Below are 16,316 nucleotides of genomic sequence, written 5' to 3'. Positions count from 1 at the left end.
TAAGATACGCTCCGTATCTTGTGTCGATGTGGTGTGACCCACGGAAAGAGGCAACGTTATGTCCACAATTCCCGAGACGGCCGTCTCCCAGAGCGCTGATCCTGGTGCCGGTGGGGCCTCCGCCGCAAGCGAGGCGAGTGCCTCGCCACTCAAAGTGATGGGAGTCGTCGGGCTACTCGTCGTCATCCTCGTCGCGTTTCTCGTCGCGTTCGCGCTTCCCGGGCTGCGGGCCGAACCGCGTGACGTGCCCGTGGCGCTCGTCGCACCTGAACCGGTCGCCGCGCAGCTGCGAGCCGCCGCCGACACGATGGCGCCAGACGCGATCGCGTGGACAGAGGTAGCGGATGAGGCCGCGGCCACAGATCTGCTCCGTGGCCGCGAGGCGGTGGGCGCGATCGTTGTCGAAGAAACCGAACTGCGCGTGCTCGCCCCCACCGCGACGGGCGCCTCGATGTCGACGTTCGTCAGGGACATGGGGGAGCGCATCGGTGCGACCGCGGGCCTCCCGGTCACCGTTTCCGACCCGGTGCCGTTCACTGCCGACGATCCGCGTGGGATCGGTCTGTCCGCCGGAGCGCTGCCGATCGCGCTCGGCGGCTGGATCGCGGCCGTTGGCATCATCGCGACCGTACGCGGCAGCAAAACGAGGATCATCGCAGCGCTGAGCTTTGCGGTCCTCGGTGGGGCAGCCATGACCGCTGTGCTACGGTTCTGGTTCGGCACCTTCGAGGGGAGCTATCCAGCACTCGCAGCTGCTGGCATGCTCGGCATCGCGGCAACGAGCCTGCTCGTACTCGGCCTTCAGCGATTGCTTCGCGGGGTTGGCATCGTGATCGCTGCGATGATTCTCATCCTGCTCGGCAACCCGCTCTCGGGGCTCACGACCGCGACCGAGCTGCTTCCTTCGCCGTGGGGCGGAATCGGGCAGTGGCTGCCCCCGGGGGCAACCGGAGCGCTGCTGCGAAATGTCGGATTCTTCGATGGGTCGACGGCGTTGCTTCCCGCGCTGGCGCTCGCGGCGTGGGCGCTGCTGGGCGCCGGCTGCTACGCATTGGGCGCGTGGCGTGAGAGCCGCGCCGCGCTGGCGCCGGCAGCGTCGTAGCCTCGGCTGCCCTCCCGTTTGGTGTTCCGCAACCCTCCGCGGGGCGCCAAACGGGAGGCAAAACAGCTTTCGAATAGCCTCATCTCAGCTCTCACGGGCTGGCGCGAGGTAGCGTTGGGATATGGAGAGTCTGAGCCTTATCGATTCCTGGCCCGTTGACAACGCAGCAGTCGCGGTGATCGCCCGTGACGGAACGATCCTCGGCACGCGAGGCGACCAGGACCGCAGGTACCCGCTTGCGTCCGTCACGAAGCTGCTGAGCGCAACGGCAGCGCTGCTCGCGATCGAGGAGGGCGCGATCGAGCTGGACGACCCTGCCGGCCCGGAGGGCTCCACGATCCGCCACCTCCTCGCGCACGCCTCTGGCCTCGACTTCTCGGAGGACGTGGTGCGCGGACGCCCAGGCCAGCGGCGCATCTACTCAAACATCGGCATCAACGTGCTCGCAGCGACACTCGCCGAGCGCGCTGAGATCCCCTTCGTTGACTACCTGCGCGAGGGGCTGCTCGAGCCGCTCGGCATGACCGCAACGAGCCTGGAGGGTGAACCAGCCGCGGGTGGTGTGTCGACCGCGGCCGACCTTTCGCGCTTCGCAGCAGAGCTGCAGGCTCCGCGAGTGCTGCACCCGGACACCCTCGCACAGGCGACGAGCGTCGTGTTCCCCGGGATCGACGGCGTGTTGCCTGGCTTCGGCAGGCAGCGGCCGAACGACTGGGGACTCGGCTTCGAGATCCGCAACGGCAAGGAGCCGCACTGGACGGGGGAGACGAACAGCCCGGCGACGTTCGGCCACTTCGGGCAGTCGGGCACCTTCCTGTGGGTCGATCCCGTTGCTGGGATCGCCTGCGTGGCACTCACCGACCGCAACTTTGGGGAGTGGGCGGCTGAGGCCTGGCCGAAGCTCTCGGACGCCGTGCTCGCAGAGGTCGCGGCCGCACGCTAGCCCACACGGTGAGCGTGCCATGCGCTCTGCCGAGGAACGCAGACAGAGGAGTCCAACGATGAACGAAGCAACTATGACAACGGAACAATCGCAGCCACACGGTACTAGCGCTCAGACCGCGCCAATCACCGTCACGGTTACCGGCGCCGGCGGCCAGATCGGCTACGCCGCGCTATTCCGGATCGCCTCGGGCGCGGTCTTTGGCCCCGATCAGCCGGTCGCGCTGCGCCTCCTCGAGATCCCGCAGGGTGTCAAAGCCGCGGAGGGAGCCGCGCTCGAACTCACGGACTGCGCGTTCCCGCTGCTCGCAAGCGTCGACATCGCGACCACCCCGGAGGTGGGTTTCGACGGCGCAAACGTCGCCCTGCTCGTCGGCTCCAGGCCGCGCACTGCCGGCATGGAGCGCGGCGACCTGCTCGCAGCAAACGGCGCGATCTTCGGGCCGCAGGGCCGCGCGATCAACGACCACGCGGCCGACGATGTGCGCGTGCTCGTCGTAGGCAACCCCGCGAACACGAACGCGTTCATCGCCCAACAGCACGCACCTGACGTGCCAGCCGAGCGCTTCACCGCGCTCACCCGCCTTGACCACAATCGTGCGGTCGGGCTCCTCGCCGAGCGCGCGGGCGCCGCGGTTGCCGACATCGACGGCATCACCATCTGGGGCAACCACTCCGCGACGCAATACCCCGACCTGAGCCACGCGACGATCGCCGGTCGCCCGGCGCTCGACGTCGTCGGCGAGGAGTGGGGCCGCGGCGCCTACATCGACAGGGTCGCGAAGCGCGGGGCGGAGATCATCGAGGTCCGCGGTGGATCCTCCGTCGCGTCGGCCGCGAACGCCGCCATCGATCACGTGCGCGACTGGTTCGCGGGCACAGCGGCAGCACGAACCTCTGTGGCGCTGCCCTCCACGGGCGCGTACGGGATTCCTGAGGGGCTCATTGCCTCGGTTCCTGTGCGCGCAGCCAGCGGAGCATGGCAGGTCGTCGAGGGGCTCGAGATCGACGCGTTCTCGCGCGAGAAGATCGACGCATCGGTGCGCGAACTCGAGTCTGAGCGCGAACAGGTGACGGCGCTCGGGCTCGTCCCGGCCGGTTAGGCGTGCACCGGGGGATGCGCGAGACCCTAGGATAGAGAACATGTCCAAGGTTCTTTCTTCTCTCCCCGTTGGCGAGCGCGTCGGCATTGCCTTCTCTGGCGGTCTCGATACCTCCTGTGCTGTCGCGTGGATGCGCGAAAAGGGTGCGGTTCCCTGCACCTATACCGCTGATATCGGCCAGTACGACGAGCCCGATATTGATGGTGTCGCGGATCGCGCAAAGGAGTACGGCGCGGAGATCGCCCGTCACGTCGACGCGAAGCGACCCCTCGTAGAGGAGGGCTTCGTCGCGCTCCAGACCGGTGCCTTCAACGTACGCTCGGGCGGAAAGACCTACTTCAACACGACGCCGCTCGGCCGCGCCGTGACCGGCACGCTGCTCGTTCGCGCCATGAAGGAAGACGGCGTCGACATCTGGGGCGACGGCTCAACCTACAAGGGCAACGACATTGAGCGGTTCTACCGCTACGGCCTCATGGCGAACCCCGCGCTGCGGATCTACAAGCCGTGGCTCGACGCCGACTTCGTGAGCGAGCTCGGCGGCCGCCACGAGATGAGCGAGTGGCTTGTCGAGCACGGCTACCCGTACCGCGACTCGGCAGAGAAGGCGTACTCGACGGACGCGAACATTTGGGGCGCGACCCACGAGGCGAAGACCCTCGAGTTCCTCAACGCCGGTCTCGACGTTGTGACACCCATCATGGGCGTCGCCGCGTGGCGCGACGACGTAGAGGTCGCAACCGAGGAGGTGTCGGTTCGCTTCGAGGCTGGCCGCCCCGTCGCGATCAACGGCGTCGAGTACGACGACCCCGTAGCGCTCGTGTTCGAGGCGAACAAGATCGGTGGCCGTCACGGCCTCGGCGTCTCCGACCAGATCGAGAACCGCATCATCGAGGCGAAGTCACGCGGCATCTACGAGGCACCGGGCATGGCCCTGTTGCACATCACGTACGAGCGCCTCGTGAACGCGATCCACAACGAGGACACCCTCGCGAGCTACCACACCGACGGCCGCAAGCTCGGCCGCCTCATGTACGAGGGCCGCTGGCTCGACCCGCAGTCGCTCATGCTGCGCGAGTCGCTGCAGCGCTGGGTCGGCTCCGCGGTCACGGGCGAGGTTACCCTCCGCCTGCGTCGCGGCGACGACTACACGATCCTCAACACTGAGGGACCGAACCTCTCCTACCACCCGGAGAAGCTCTCGATGGAGCGCACCGTTGGCGCAGCCTTCGGCCCTGAGGATCGCATCGGCCAGCTCACCATGCGCAACCTCGACATCGCAGACTCGCGCTCGCGGCTCGAGCAGTACGCGGCGATGGGCATGGTTGGCGGCGCTGTCGCTGACCTCGTCGGCGAGCTCGAGAAGGGTGGCGCCGCCGAGATCGCGGAGGCCGTCACCGGCATCAGCGAAGAGGGCGACGAGCTCGGCCTCGCAGCCGCGTTCGACTCCGGCACCGACTAACCACTAGTGACAGAAGGCTCCGACCCGCGCGGGTCGGAGCCTTCTGCGTATCCGGGAGGGGTGGACGCGCCGCACGGGCGGCGCGCGGCGCCCACATGCGGCGGGTACACAAACGGGCTCCCACCTCGCTGAGGTGGGAGCCCGTTCGTGTACTACGCGGTGCTTAGGATGCGCGGCGCGCGCGTGCTGCGCGGCGCTTGAGTGCGCGGCGCTCGTCCTCGCTCAGGCCGCCCCAGACACCAGAATCCTGGCCGGTGTCCATTGCGTACTGGAGGCACATCTCCGTAACCGGGCAGCGGGCGCAGACGGCCTTCGCTCGCTCGATCTGATCCACAGCTGGCCCGGTGTTTCCAACCGGAAAGAACAGCTCCGGATCTACGGTTAGGCACGCTGCCTGTTCACGCCAATCCATACTTACCTCCTCTGCGTCGCACGTGCGATGCTCATTCTGTACACGCGCTAATCAGCAAAGGCCGGGTAGCCTGAGAGAGATCGCGCGGTGTCTATTTGCCAACGTGACATGAGAATGCTCACACCGGCGTGCGCGAAACTCTGATGAATATATGCTTCCATGGAAGTGAACGAAAGACAATAGGCTTTTTACAGTTGTTTCAGGAAATGGATAGGTGCTGTGACAAAAATGCGGTCTCGTTCTGCTTGGTTTACGCTCACCGCAGTACTCGCAGCCGAATTGGTGCTCGGCGCGATTCTCGTCGTCACGATGATCCCAACGTTTCCCGCGGCAGGACCAGAGCGTGAGGCCCTGCTGCCACTGTGGGTGAGCCTGCTCGTCAGCATGATGTTGTGCTGCGTGTGGCTGGCGGCGACGCTCGTCGGGGCCATGCGACGCAGCGGATCCTGGGTGCGCGGGTCGGCCGTCACGATTCACGTGCTCATGCTTGCCGCAGCGGTCGGAGTCTTCCAGGGCCTCATCGGGAGCCCGGCGATCGGCGTCGCGCTGCTCGCGCTCGCGATCATCGGATTCGTGTCGGCGATCCTCATTGGGCCGTCAGCAAGGCCTGCCGGCGTCGAGGCCGGGGAAGGTCAGGCTGGCGCCCCGGAGGCCGAGCGCGGACGCTGAGCCGACGCGCGAGTCCCGAAGTTTGAGTCTCGCGCCCCAGGGGCCCGCTGCCGCGCCTGTAACGCCACGGAAAGCACGAAGTGCCACCACGGTGCGCAATGGCCGTGGCGGCACTTCAGGGGAGAACCTCGGGTGAACCAGGGGTAACTCACGGGTGACGCGATGCAGACCCAGCGCTGGCTCGGTGGTCGCGAAGCGAGTTACGCCCCGAGGAGCTTCACGATGCGGGCCACGTGCCCCGTCGCCTTGATGTTGTAGAGCGCGTGCTCGATCGTTCCGTCCGCGTCGATGACGAAGGTCGAGCGGATGACACCCTCGACGATGCGGCCATAGCTGTTCTTCTCGCCGAAGGTGCCGTATGCCCTGTGCGTCGCCGTGTCGGGGTCGCTGAGCAGCGGGTATTTCAGGCCATCACGGTCGGCAAACCGACGAAGCTTGTCGACCTTGTCTCGCGAGATGCCGATCACGCGGTATCCGGCGGCCGCAAGTGGAGCCGTTGACTCCTGGAACTCGCAGGCTTCGGTCGTGCACGCTGGGGTCATCGCCTGCGGGTAGAAGAAGATCACGAGCTTCTCGCCGCGGAAGTCGCTCAGCTTACGCTCAGTGCCGTCTTGATCGAGGAGGGCAAAGTCGGGGGCGGGCGTACCTGGCTCAAGAATCACGCGTTCAGTCATGGTTCCAGCCTACCGGCGCTCGGCGACAGCGCGGGGTACTGCCCAGCCCGTCAGCCTACTGCTGACTCGGGGAATCCGGCTGGACTGGCGGTGCCGCCGGTGGCTGCGCTGCTAGCTGTGCCTGCGGCTGCGCTGGTGGCTGCACTGGCGGCTGCGCCTGACGTGGCTGGGGTGCTGCGTGCCATTGCTGAGGCGGTGCGTATCCCTGCTGTGGTGGTGCGTAGCCCTGCTGGTGTGTTCCCTGTTGCTGCTGCGGCTGCTGCGGCTGCTGTGGCTGCTGTGGCTGTTGCGCCTGATGCGCGTGAGGCTGCTGCTGCGGTGCGCCACCGTATACGTTACGGGGAGCAGCCTGGGGTGCCGGACGCTGCACCGCAAACCCGGCGAGGTATTCGTGCTCCCGCGATACCTGCCCCTGCTGAAGCGCCCAAAGCGCGGAGATTCCCGCCTGGCCGTGGCTGCGTTCGAGGCTGCGGACGCTGTACGCCTGCGCGAGCCCTGCCGCGGGCACCAGAGCGATGCCTATGATGAAGAGCCCGAGCATCGGCATGGCGTTTGAAGCGCCCGAGAGGTACGTGTACGGCGACACGATTGGCGCAATGACCATGAGCAGGAAGCCGCAGGTCGGCAGCACCAGACCGAGCCAGAGCAAGACGCTGAACTGGCTGCCAGCGGCGGGATAGTTGGCAACCATACGCCGAACGCTCAACGCGCTCGTGATGACTCCAGCGAGGAGGCACAGCCAGCCGATGAGGCAGATCATGAGCGATACCCCTGCGAGTCCTGCGAGCGCCGCGAGGCCGATGCCGTAGGCGCCGATCAGGAATAGGGCAACGCAGGGAATTACGATCCCGATCACCGGGTGGGTGAGCCCGACGACTGAGTGGAACCCGCGAGCGAGGTCAGGGAGCGGGCGGGGTTGGGCAGACGCCCTCCCCGGCGCGGGCGCCTGTCGTGGCTGCTGCGTTGGGTAGACAGGCTGGTGTTGCGGTGTGTGCTCCGACATGGTCCAAGTGTATGCGAACCACTCGCCGGAGAATGGCTACTGACGGGCTACTTCAGCAGCCGGCGCAGCGACTCCACGCGCCGCGCGCCCATCGCGTCGAGCCTGCCGTCTGCGATCGCGAGGTCGAGCTCGCAGTCGGGGGCGTCTTCGGTATGCGAGCAGCCGCGGGGGCACGCGTCGAGCAGTGGCACGAGGTCGGTAAAACCGCGCAGGATCCCGTCACTGGTGACGTGCCCGAGCCCGAACGAGCGCACGCCAGGAGTATCGATGACCCAACCCGTTTCGCCAGAGGCCGCACCCGGCGTCGGCGCGCGCAGCGCGACGGACGAGGACGAGGTGTGGCGTCCGCGCCCTGTGACCTCGTTGACGTGGCCCGTCGCGCGATCCGCCTCGGGTACGAGCGCGTTGATGAGCGTGGATTTGCCCACGCCAGAGTGCCCGACAAACACGGTCGTCTTGCCCGCGAGCGTGTCGCGGATCTGCGACAGCACGCCGGTGGGGGAGTCGTCCTCCCATGCGCCAGGGGCGGACCGGAACACGGGCACCTCGAGGGCAGCGAAGTTCTCGAGGAACGGTTCGGGATCGGCGAGGTCGATCTTGGTGAGACAGATGAGGGGCTGGATCCCGGCGTCGTAGGCCGCGACGAGGTAGCGATCCACCAGGCGTACGCGCGGTTCGGGGTTTGCCGCGGCAACCACGATGAGCATTTGCTCGGCGTTGGCAACCATGATCCGCTCGACCCGGTCGCTGTCGTCCGCGCTGCGTCGCAGCAGCGTGGCCCGCTCCTCGACCCTGACGATGCGCGAGAGGCTGCCCTCCTCGCCCGAGACGTCGCCGACGAGCTGCACGCGGTCGCCGATGACGATGGGGGTCTTGCGGAGCTCGCGAGCGCGGGCCGCAACGACAACGCGCTCGGGCTGTGCTTTCGGGCCGCCCTTGACCTTGGGAACTGCGGGGACGAGCGCCGTGTAGCGCCCGCGATCCACCGCAGTGACCATGCCTACAACCGCGTCAGCGTGCTCGGGCCGGCGCTTCGTGCGCGGCTTGTTTGCCTTCGGATTCGGGCGCGCCTTGACCTCGTGGTCTGCGTACTCGCCGTACGGGGCATCGTCATCGTCGTCGACGTTGAACCAGCTCACCGGGTTAGATCCCCTCGAGGAAGCCGCGGGCGGTCTTGCCGAGTCCGTTGAGCGTCCAGCCGGCGCCGGCGAGGCCCTCGGTGGTGAGGTCAACGCCAGTGCTGAGTGGATCGCTTCCCAGATCCGAGCCGAGCATCTCTGCCCAGAGCTGCGGGAACTCGGGCAACGTTTTCGACGTGCAGCCGATGTCGTCGATCAAAACGCCGGGGACGACAAGCCCGATGAGCGCTCCGGTCGTCGCGATACGGTGGTCGGCGTAGGCGTGCCACAGCCCGCCGTGCATGTCTGAGGGGTGGATCGCGATGCCGTCCGGGAGTTCCTCAGCGTGGCCACCGAGCGCGTTGATCTCCGCCACGAGCGCTGCGATGCGGTCGGTCTCGTGGTGACGGGTGTGCCCGATCCCCGTGATCTCGCTGCCCTCGCCGGGGCTGCCGTCGGGGCGTGGGAGCGCCGCGAGCGCCGCGAGGCCGACGAGCGTCGGGGAGAGCTCGCCCGCGTCTGGCATGTGGATCTTGACGCCACGGATTTCACCCGTGCCGGTCACCGTGAGCGCGCCCTGCTCGAGGGTCGCCGTCGCACCGAACTCTGGCAGCAGCTGCCGGAGCTGGTCTCCGACCTGTGTCGTCTCCGACGGCCAGTGCGGGATGGTCACCGAGCCGCCGACCGCGATCGCTGCGGCGAGGAACGGCGCGGCGTTGGAGAGGTCGGGCTCGATCGTGATCTCTCGGGCGCCAATCGGCCCGGGGTGCACGCGCCATTCGCCTGGGGCGGGGGAGTCGGCTGCTACGCCGCGGGCGCGGAGCGCCTCAAGTGTCATCTCAATGTGGGGGACGCTCGGAAGTCGCTCACCGGTGTGCACGACGTGCACACCCTCGTCGAAGCGCGGTGCTGAGAGCAGCAGCGCCGAGACGAACTGGCTCGAGAGTGACGCGTCGAGTTCTACCCTGCCGCCGCGAAGTGAGCCTGCGCCGTGCACGGTGAACGGGAGCAGTCCGCGGTTTTCGTCGGAGATGTCGGCGCCAAGCGTCCGCAGCGCGTCGAGAACGGGGCGCATGGGCCGCTTGCGCGCGTATGGGTCACCGTCGAATGCGACGGGTCCCAGTGCGAGCGCTGCGACCGGGGGTACGAAGCGCATGACAGTGCCCGCGAGGCCGCAGTCGATGCTCGTCGAGCCCGTGAGTTCAGTCGCCGGGGTGACGCGGAGGTCTGGCCCGTACGGGTTCTTGCCGCGGAGGGGCGAAATCTCGGTGCCGAGGAGCCTGAGTGCCTCGACCATAAGGTCGGTGTCGCGCGAGTGCAGCGGGACGCGCAGCGTGCCGGTGCCGTCAGCGAGAGCGGAGAGGATGAGCTCTCTGCCTGTGAGGGACTTCGAGCCGGGAAGCGGCACGTACGCGTCCACCTCGCGCGGTTCGGTCTGCTCGGCCTCGCCGGCCGTCGGGGCAGGCCAGGGCTCGACGGCCTCGTCAGGGGCATCGCCTGAGCGGGTGCCGTCGTCGTCATTACCGCGGTTCATTCTTGCTGCCAGCATCTCTCTCAGCTTACCCGGCTTCCCGTTGGCGTGGCTGGTCTTCGGGAGTAGTGTGGTCGCGCGTGCATCGCCACACCGTCAAACTGACTGAACTGAGCAGTTCTTGTGTGAATCTGACCGCATTTGCGTTTGACTTGCTCGTTTCATGCATCTATGGTGATCTGAGTTCGCAACTTACACTCGCGTAATTGCGTGTTTCTACTAGTTTCTATAGGAGGTCGGTGTGGACCTACAGCTGCTTGCAGCGCTGCTCGTCGGAGTGGCCGCAATCATTCTCGTCATCTTGCGGACACGTCTCGATGCATTCCCAGCGCTGCTCATCGGCGCGATCGTCACCGGTTTGATCGCAGGCGTTGCACCAGTCGAACTCGTCACAATGATGACGACCGGCTTCGGTAACACGCTCGCGAGCATCGGTATCGTCATCGGGCTCGGTGTCGCACTCGGCAAGCTCATGGAGGTGACGGGCGCGGCAGACGCGCTCGCCGTCGCGTTCGTGAAGCTCTTCGGGAAGGGCCGCGAAGCCCTCGCGATGACCGCGACAGGCGCCGTCGTCTCGATCCCCGTGTTCTGCGACAGCGGCTACGTGATGCTGCATCCGCTCGCGCGTTCACTCGCGCGGCGCACGAAGCAGTCCGTCGTCGTCCTCTCGCTCGCGCTTGCCGGCGGCCTTGTGCTCAGCCACACACTCGTCCCGCCGACCCCAGGACCACTTGCCGTAGCCGGCCTGCTCGGTGTCGACCTTGGGCTGATGTTCCTTGTTGGCATCCCGTTCATCCTGGTCCTCATCCCCGTCGTGCTCACCTTCGCGCGCATCATGGGCACGCGCCTCGAGCCATTCCGCGACGACACCATGTTCGCTGAAGAAGAGGCAGAAGCTGCCAGCCGCCCGGTAATCGGCGTCTTCCGCGCGGCGATCCCGATCCTCGTTCCGATGCTGCTCATCATCTCGAACACGCTCACGAAGGCCGTAGCCCCAGGGTCAACGGCTGAGGAAGTCACGAGCTTCATCGGTGCCCCGGCGATCGCGCTGCTCATCGGCCTCATCATCGGCGTCTACACGCTGCCCCAGCGCAACACCCCGCGGAAGGATGTCGCCGGCTGGCTCTCGCAGGCCGCGGCCTCGGGCGGGCTCATCATCTTCATCACCGGCGCCGGTGGCGCGTTCGCGAACGTGCTCACCACCTCCGGTGTTGGCAAGAACCTCGCCGACGGCGTCGGAATGCTCCCGCTTCCGCTCTTCCTCATCCCGTTCCTCATCGCAAGCGTCCTGCGCGTCGCACAGGGATCGGGAACGGTCGCCATGATCACCGCGGCAACGCTCGCAGTGCCGCTCGTCGAAGCCGGAGCGCTGAACCCGCTGCTCGCCGCCATGGCCGCAGCCTGTGGCGCGTTCCTCTTCTCGCACTTCAACGACTCGTTCTTCTGGGTCGTCACGAAGTTCGCTGGCCTGTCCGGCGTGAATGCGCTCCGCGCCTGGAGCGGCATGACCACGACGATCTGGGTTGCCACCATCCCGCTGCTGTTCATCCTCTGGGCTATCGTCGGATAGTTTCAGGAAAGGTACGTCGTGACTCACGAAACCCCAGTCCTCGTCATCGCAGATGACCTCACAGGAGCAAATGCCGCAGGAGGTCGCTTCGCGAGCGCCGGCCTGCGCTCCGCGACGGTCAGCTGGAACGCATTTGCTGGCCCGCTTCCGGGTTTTGATGCGGTCATTGTGGCGACCGACAGCCGGCACATTCCGGCGGCGGATGCGGCATCGCGCGTGCGCACGATCATTGATCGAGTGCCGGGCGCAGGGCTTGTCGTGAAGCGGATCGACACCACGCTGCGCGGAAACATCAGTTCTGAAACGGCCGCGCTGCTCGCTGGCGTTCGCGCGGAACGGCCAGCCGAGCGCGTGCGCGCGCTCGTGGTCACGGCGTACCCGAGCTCAGGCAGAACCACCCTCGACGGCGTCCAGCTGCTCGGCGGGGTTCCGCTTGAGCAGACGGAACTGCGCTACGACGTACACAACCCAATGTCGACGTCGAACGTGAGCGAGATCTTCGCGCAGCAGGAGCCGTTGACCTCCCGCCACATCGGTATCGACACGGTGCTCGGTGACGGCCTTGAAGCAGCGCTCGCGGCAGGCGACGAAGACCTGGTGATCTGCGACGCGCTCGAGGATGCGCACATCGAACGAATCGCGGTAGCTGCCGCGAACGTTTCGCGCGCGGATGGGGTTCGCTGGGTGACGGTTGATCCCGGCCCAGCTGGGGCCTATCTCGCGCGGGAGCTTGGCTTGCCTGACCGGAGCGAGCGCACCGAGAGTTCGCTGCCGCCGCTGCTCGCAGCGATCGGAAGCGTCACCGACCTCTCTATTGCGCAGGCAGACCGACTCGCTGGCCACGTCCTCGTGCACGTGCTCGAGGTCGATGCGCTGCGCCTCGCGGGGGAGCGTGAGGGGGCAACCGATATCGCCGATCCCGTTGGCGAGGTCGCTGCGCAACTCGCCGAGCTGCTCGCGAGCGTGTCGTTCCCCGAACAGGTGCTGCTGCGCGTGCAGCCGCCGAGTCACGGCGGGCAGCTCTCTGCCGCAGGCCGTGAGGCGCTCCCCGCACTGTTTGCCGCCGTGGTTGCGCGGGCGCTTGAGACGCAGGAGATCTCAGGTGTGTACAGCAGCGGTGGCGACATCACCTCAGCGATTCTCGACGCGGCAGCAGTCCGCGCATTCGAGGTGAGCGGCGAGGTGCTGCCGCTCGCCGTATACGGAACCGCCGTCGGCGGTGCCCTTGACGGGGTCCCCATCGTCACGAAGGGCGGCCTCATCGGGTCCGAGGACACAGCTGAGGCGTGCATGCAGCAGCTGCGCGCCCTCGCTGAGCTCCGCTACCGGCGCCCCTAACCCCGCTTGGCGCAGCTGCGCCAAGCCACCCGGCGCGCAGCTCACGCGCCGCGCACCCACCACATCACCCCACAATCTGGAGACACTATGACGCGACACACTCTTGCTCTTACCCTCGGCGATCCGGCTGGCATCGGCCCGGAGATCACCGTCCAGACCGTACTCGACGCCGCGGGCCCCGCTGGTCCGGCGCGCGCGATCGTGGTCGGCGATCCCGTCTCCGTGCACGCAGCGCTCACGGTCCTCGGGCTCTCGGCAGAGGTGCGCGTAGTCGAATCGTTCGACGACCTGCCGGAGGAGCAGGCAGGCGTCATCGATGTGTTCGACACCGGCGTGCTCGGTGACACCGCGGCAGAGTGGGGCGTCATCTCGGAGCGTGCTGGCGCAGCAGCTGTGCGCTCCATCGAGGTCGCCGCGCAGGCGGCGCTCGAGGGGAAGGTCGCCGGCGTCGTCACCGCACCGATCCACAAGGAAGCCATTTGGGCTGCGGGCAGCGAGCACCTCGGACACACTGAGATGCTCGCGGAGCTCACCGGGGCTCCCCGCTCGAACACGATGTTCGTCGCACGCGGAAAGAAGATCTTCTTCGCGACCCGTCACGTTTCGCTCCGTGGCGCGCTCGAGCGCATCAACACTGAGCTGGAGATCCAGGCCATCGACGAGGCCATGCGCGCACTCAAGGTCTACGGCACGGATGAGCCGCGCCTCGCCGTCGCCGCCATCAACCCGCACGGTGGCGAAAATGGGAAGTTCGGCTCTGAAGAGATCGACTTCATCCGCCCAGCAGTCGAGGAGATGCGCGAGCGCGGCCACAACGTTGTCGGGCCGATCCCCGCGGACTCGGTCTTCCACCAGCTCTTCACCGACCGCTACGACGGTGTGCTGTCGCAGTTCCACGACCAGGGCCACATTCCCGCGAAGACGATCGACTTCAACGGCACGATTTCTGTGACCGTCGGGCTGCCCATTCTCCGCACCTCTGTGGACCACGGGACGGCATTCGATATCGCAGGCAAGGCCATTGCCGACCCGGGAACGATGAAGTCTGCGTACCTCGCCGGAGCCGAGTTTGCACCGTTCGCCGACCGCATCCGGGCAGACTTCGAGGGCTAGCGTTCTCCTCGGGAGGTGGTCCCAGCCGGCCTCAGGCTAGGCTGGGACCACCGCCAGAATGACCGAAGGAGGCGCATGACGAGCGATGGTCCTGTGCTGCGCAGAGAGTACCAGCACACGAAACGCCGACCGCGAGCGCCTCATTGAACTCGTTGAGCTCGGGCACGGCATAGGCAACGCCCACGAGCTCGCGAGCGAGCTCGACGTCTCGGTTTCGACCGTGCGCCGTGATCTCGCTCAGCTTGACGCAGAGGGGCGGCTCGCGCGCACGTACGGTGGCGCGATCGGACCCGCGCGGCTCGACCGTTCATGGCACGTGAAGTCTGCGGAGAACCAGGGCCGCAAGCGCGACATCGCTCACCGCGCGGCGGACATGGTGCCGACGGGGGCAACCGTGCTCCTCGACTCTGGCACCACCGTCGCCGAGGTCGCCGCGATTCTCGGGCACCGCGGTGACGCTCAGGTCGCAACGAACGGGCTGAGCTCAATTGTTGCGCTCGCCGACACCAGCGCAGACGTGACAGTGCTCGGCGGCCGCCTCCGGCGCCCGAGCGAATCGATTGTTGGCGCCTCGACGCTGCAGGCGCTGCAGCGACTCACCGCCGACATTGCGTTCCTCGGGGCTGAGGCGCTTGACCCGGAACGCGGGCTGAACTGCCCGGAGATGGATCAGGCGCTCGTCAAAGAACTCATGGCGAAGAACGGCCGCGAAGCGTGGGTGCTCGCCGATTCGAGCAAACTGGAGCGGGACGCGCCCTTCGCATGCTGGGCTCCGATGGGGCGTGGGATCGGTCTCATTACCGACTCGCTCGCGAGCAGCGAACAGCTGCTGCCCTTCAGAGAGCTCGGTTGGCAGGTTGAGATTGCACCCGAGCGCTAGGATCGAGTGGTGAAGAGCAAGGAGCAGGGCGAGACGCCCTCGAACCTCAAATCCCGTTTCGCGGATGAGGCGTTACCGCTGCTTGACCAGCTGTTCGGCGCCGCGATGAAGATGACCCGCAACCAGCAGGACGCGCAGGATCTCGTGCAGGAGACGTTCCTCAAGGCGTATCAAGCCTTCGCCTCGTTTGAGGAGGGCACGAACCTCAAAGCCTGGCTGTACCGCATCATGACGAACAGCTACATCAACACGTATCGGAAGCGGCAGCGTCAGCCGTTCCTCGGCGCGGTCGAGGAGCTCGAAGATTGGCAGCTCGGCGGCGCAGAGTCAACGACCGCCATGGCGTCGCGCTCTGCGGAGGCCGAGGCGATCGACCGGACGCCCGACTCGGTCGTCACTCGCGCGCTCAACGAGCTCGCGGAGGACTTCCGCATGGCGGTGTACCTCGCAGACGTCGAGGGGTTCAGCTATCAGGAGATTGCGGACATCCAGGAGGTGCCCATCGGCACCGTGATGAGCCGCCTGCACCGTGGGCGAGCGAAACTTCGCCAGGCGCTCGGGGAATACGCGCGCGAGCAGGGCGTTGGACTTGAGAGAACAGACACAACACAGAGTGAGCCCGCGAAGGGAGCCGCGCGATGAGCGACTGCGGATGCGACAAAGCGAAAGCAAACATTTACGAACTGCTGCGTGGCGAGTTGTGCGCGGAGGAGTCCGCGCCGATCCGGGAGCACCTTGAGCACTGCGCCGACTGCCAGGGCGAGGAGAGCGTGTGCGCTCGGCTGACCGACGCTGTGCGCCGAGCCTGCGAAGAAGAACGCGAGGGTGCCGCGCCGGCAGACCTGCGCGACGCGATCCTCAGAGGCCTTCCGGTCTAACGCTCCGCCTGGTCGTCGCGCCAGCCCGCGCAGACGTCAACCCAGCCGACGGCGCCGCTCAGGCGCTCGAGCTCGGCGAGGTTCATCTCGACGGCTGAGTTTGCGCTGCCGGCCGCGGGAAACACCGAGTCGAATCGGCGAAGTGACTCGTCGAGGTAGACGAGTGCAGTCTCCGGGTTGGCAAACGGGCACACCCCGCCGACCGGGTGCCCCGTGAGGGGCTCAACCTCGTCGAACTTCAGCATGCTCGGCTTCGAGCCGAACGCGCGTTTGAACATCCCACCATTCACGCGAGCGTCGCCCGCAGCGACAACGAGGATTGCGTTCCCGCTGGGCGCTGGCGAGCCGGGCTGACCGGCGAACGCGAGCGTCTTTGCGATCCGCCGCGGTTCCGTTCCGGCCTGTGCTGCCGCAAGCTCAACGGTTGCGCTGGACTCGGCGAACTCGAGAATGGTGCCAGCCCAACCCTGCGCCGACAGTGCCTGGCGTACGCTGCTGATACTCATGCGATGCTCCTTTGC

General features: G+C 66.9%; 17 protein-coding genes. 11 read left to right on the top strand and 6 right to left on the bottom strand.

What is annotated here, in order from left to right:
* The first annotated feature begins 58 nt into the window (after positions 1-58).
* The 4 genes from SD72_RS04990 (at position 59) to argG (ending at position 4,609) form a co-directional block, all read left to right on the top strand.
* Positions 59-1,102: a hypothetical protein gene (locus SD72_RS04990; RefSeq protein WP_052492480.1), complete on the top strand. Its 1,044-nt coding sequence runs from the start codon at positions 59-61 to the stop codon at positions 1,100-1,102.
* Positions 1,103-1,223: 121 nt separating this feature from the next.
* Positions 1,224-2,045: a serine hydrolase domain-containing protein gene (locus SD72_RS04985; protein WP_042543328.1), complete on the top strand. Its 822-nt coding sequence runs from the start codon at positions 1,224-1,226 to the stop codon at positions 2,043-2,045.
* A 58-nt stretch (positions 2,046-2,103) separates the two neighbouring features.
* Complete coding sequence (locus tag SD72_RS04980; RefSeq protein ID WP_420038413.1) at positions 2,104-3,147, top strand: malate dehydrogenase; 1,044 nt, start codon at positions 2,104-2,106, stop codon at positions 3,145-3,147.
* A gap of 40 nt (positions 3,148-3,187) precedes the next feature.
* Positions 3,188-4,609 (top strand): argininosuccinate synthase, encoded by a 1,422-nt coding sequence (gene argG / locus SD72_RS04975; RefSeq protein WP_042543326.1) that lies wholly within the window; start codon positions 3,188-3,190, stop codon positions 4,607-4,609.
* A gap of 163 nt (positions 4,610-4,772) precedes the next feature.
* Here argG and SD72_RS04970 read toward each other — a convergent pair whose 3' ends face one another.
* Entirely contained in the window at positions 4,773-5,021 is a 249-nt protein-coding gene (locus tag SD72_RS04970; RefSeq protein ID WP_042543325.1) for a WhiB family transcriptional regulator, read from the bottom strand.
* Positions 5,022-5,249: 228 nt separating this feature from the next.
* Between SD72_RS04970 and SD72_RS04965 the strand changes: the two genes are divergently transcribed.
* Positions 5,250-5,690 (top strand): hypothetical protein, encoded by a 441-nt coding sequence (locus SD72_RS04965; protein WP_042543324.1) that lies wholly within the window; start codon positions 5,250-5,252, stop codon positions 5,688-5,690.
* 200 nt (positions 5,691-5,890) lie between these two features.
* Here the strand turns inward: SD72_RS04965 and bcp are convergent, their stop codons facing one another.
* Genes bcp through aroA form a run of 4 tightly spaced genes read right to left on the bottom strand, consistent with a single transcriptional unit; the run spans position 5,891 to position 10,034 of the window.
* Entirely contained in the window at positions 5,891-6,364 is a 474-nt protein-coding gene (bcp, locus tag SD72_RS04960; RefSeq protein WP_042543323.1) for a thioredoxin-dependent thiol peroxidase, read from the bottom strand.
* A 55-nt stretch (positions 6,365-6,419) separates the two neighbouring features.
* Positions 6,420-7,367, bottom strand: coding sequence for a hypothetical protein (locus tag SD72_RS04955; RefSeq protein ID WP_042543322.1), 948 nt, complete (start codon positions 7,365-7,367; stop codon positions 6,420-6,422).
* Between the two features lie 47 nt (positions 7,368-7,414).
* Positions 7,415-8,506 carry a ribosome small subunit-dependent GTPase A gene (gene rsgA, locus SD72_RS04950; RefSeq protein WP_042543321.1) on the bottom strand — a complete coding sequence of 364 codons (1,092 nt, stop codon included), beginning with the start codon at positions 8,504-8,506 and terminating at the stop codon, positions 7,415-7,417.
* 4 nt (positions 8,507-8,510) lie between these two features.
* Positions 8,511-10,034: a 3-phosphoshikimate 1-carboxyvinyltransferase gene (aroA, locus tag SD72_RS04945; protein WP_084766785.1), complete on the bottom strand. Its 1,524-nt coding sequence runs from the start codon at positions 10,032-10,034 to the stop codon at positions 8,511-8,513.
* A 223-nt stretch (positions 10,035-10,257) separates the two neighbouring features.
* Here aroA and SD72_RS04940 point away from each other — a divergent pair, with 223 nt between their 5' ends.
* The 6 genes from SD72_RS04940 (at position 10,258) to SD72_RS04915 (ending at position 15,795) form a co-directional block, all read left to right on the top strand.
* Positions 10,258-11,586: a GntP family permease gene (locus SD72_RS04940; RefSeq protein ID WP_042543320.1), complete on the top strand. Its 1,329-nt coding sequence runs from the start codon at positions 10,258-10,260 to the stop codon at positions 11,584-11,586.
* A gap of 18 nt (positions 11,587-11,604) precedes the next feature.
* Entirely contained in the window at positions 11,605-12,924 is a 1,320-nt protein-coding gene (locus SD72_RS04935) for a four-carbon acid sugar kinase family protein (RefSeq protein ID WP_052492479.1), read from the top strand.
* Positions 12,925-13,011: 87 nt separating this feature from the next.
* On the top strand, positions 13,012-14,037 hold the full coding sequence (gene pdxA, locus SD72_RS04930; RefSeq protein ID WP_042543319.1) for a 4-hydroxythreonine-4-phosphate dehydrogenase PdxA: 1,026 nt from the start codon (positions 13,012-13,014) through the stop codon (positions 14,035-14,037).
* A gap of 85 nt (positions 14,038-14,122) precedes the next feature.
* A complete protein-coding gene (locus SD72_RS04925) occupies positions 14,123-14,917 on the top strand; it encodes a DeoR/GlpR family DNA-binding transcription regulator (protein ID WP_042543318.1) in 795 nt (264 codons plus the stop codon).
* Between the two features lie 9 nt (positions 14,918-14,926).
* Positions 14,927-15,559: a sigma-70 family RNA polymerase sigma factor gene (locus tag SD72_RS04920; RefSeq protein ID WP_052492485.1), complete on the top strand. Its 633-nt coding sequence runs from the start codon at positions 14,927-14,929 to the stop codon at positions 15,557-15,559.
* Positions 15,556-15,795, top strand: a complete 240-nt coding sequence (locus tag SD72_RS04915; protein ID WP_042543316.1) for an anti-sigma factor family protein — start codon at positions 15,556-15,558, stop codon at positions 15,793-15,795. Before SD72_RS04920 ends, SD72_RS04915 begins: the two co-directional genes overlap by 4 nt.
* On the opposite strand, the gene SD72_RS04910 is transcribed toward SD72_RS04915, so the two are convergent.
* Positions 15,792-16,301, bottom strand: coding sequence for a YbaK/EbsC family protein (locus tag SD72_RS04910; protein ID WP_042543315.1), 510 nt, complete (start codon positions 16,299-16,301; stop codon positions 15,792-15,794). The genes SD72_RS04915 and SD72_RS04910 overlap by 4 nt on opposite strands.
* Positions 16,302-16,316: the final 15 nt, after the last annotated feature.

The sequence above is a fragment of the Leucobacter komagatae genome, assembly GCF_000834055.1.
Classification (GTDB): domain Bacteria; phylum Actinomycetota; class Actinomycetes; order Actinomycetales; family Microbacteriaceae; genus Leucobacter; species Leucobacter komagatae_A.
Note: the sequence above shows the minus strand (reverse complement) of the source record. Positions and strands in the feature narration are given on the sequence as shown.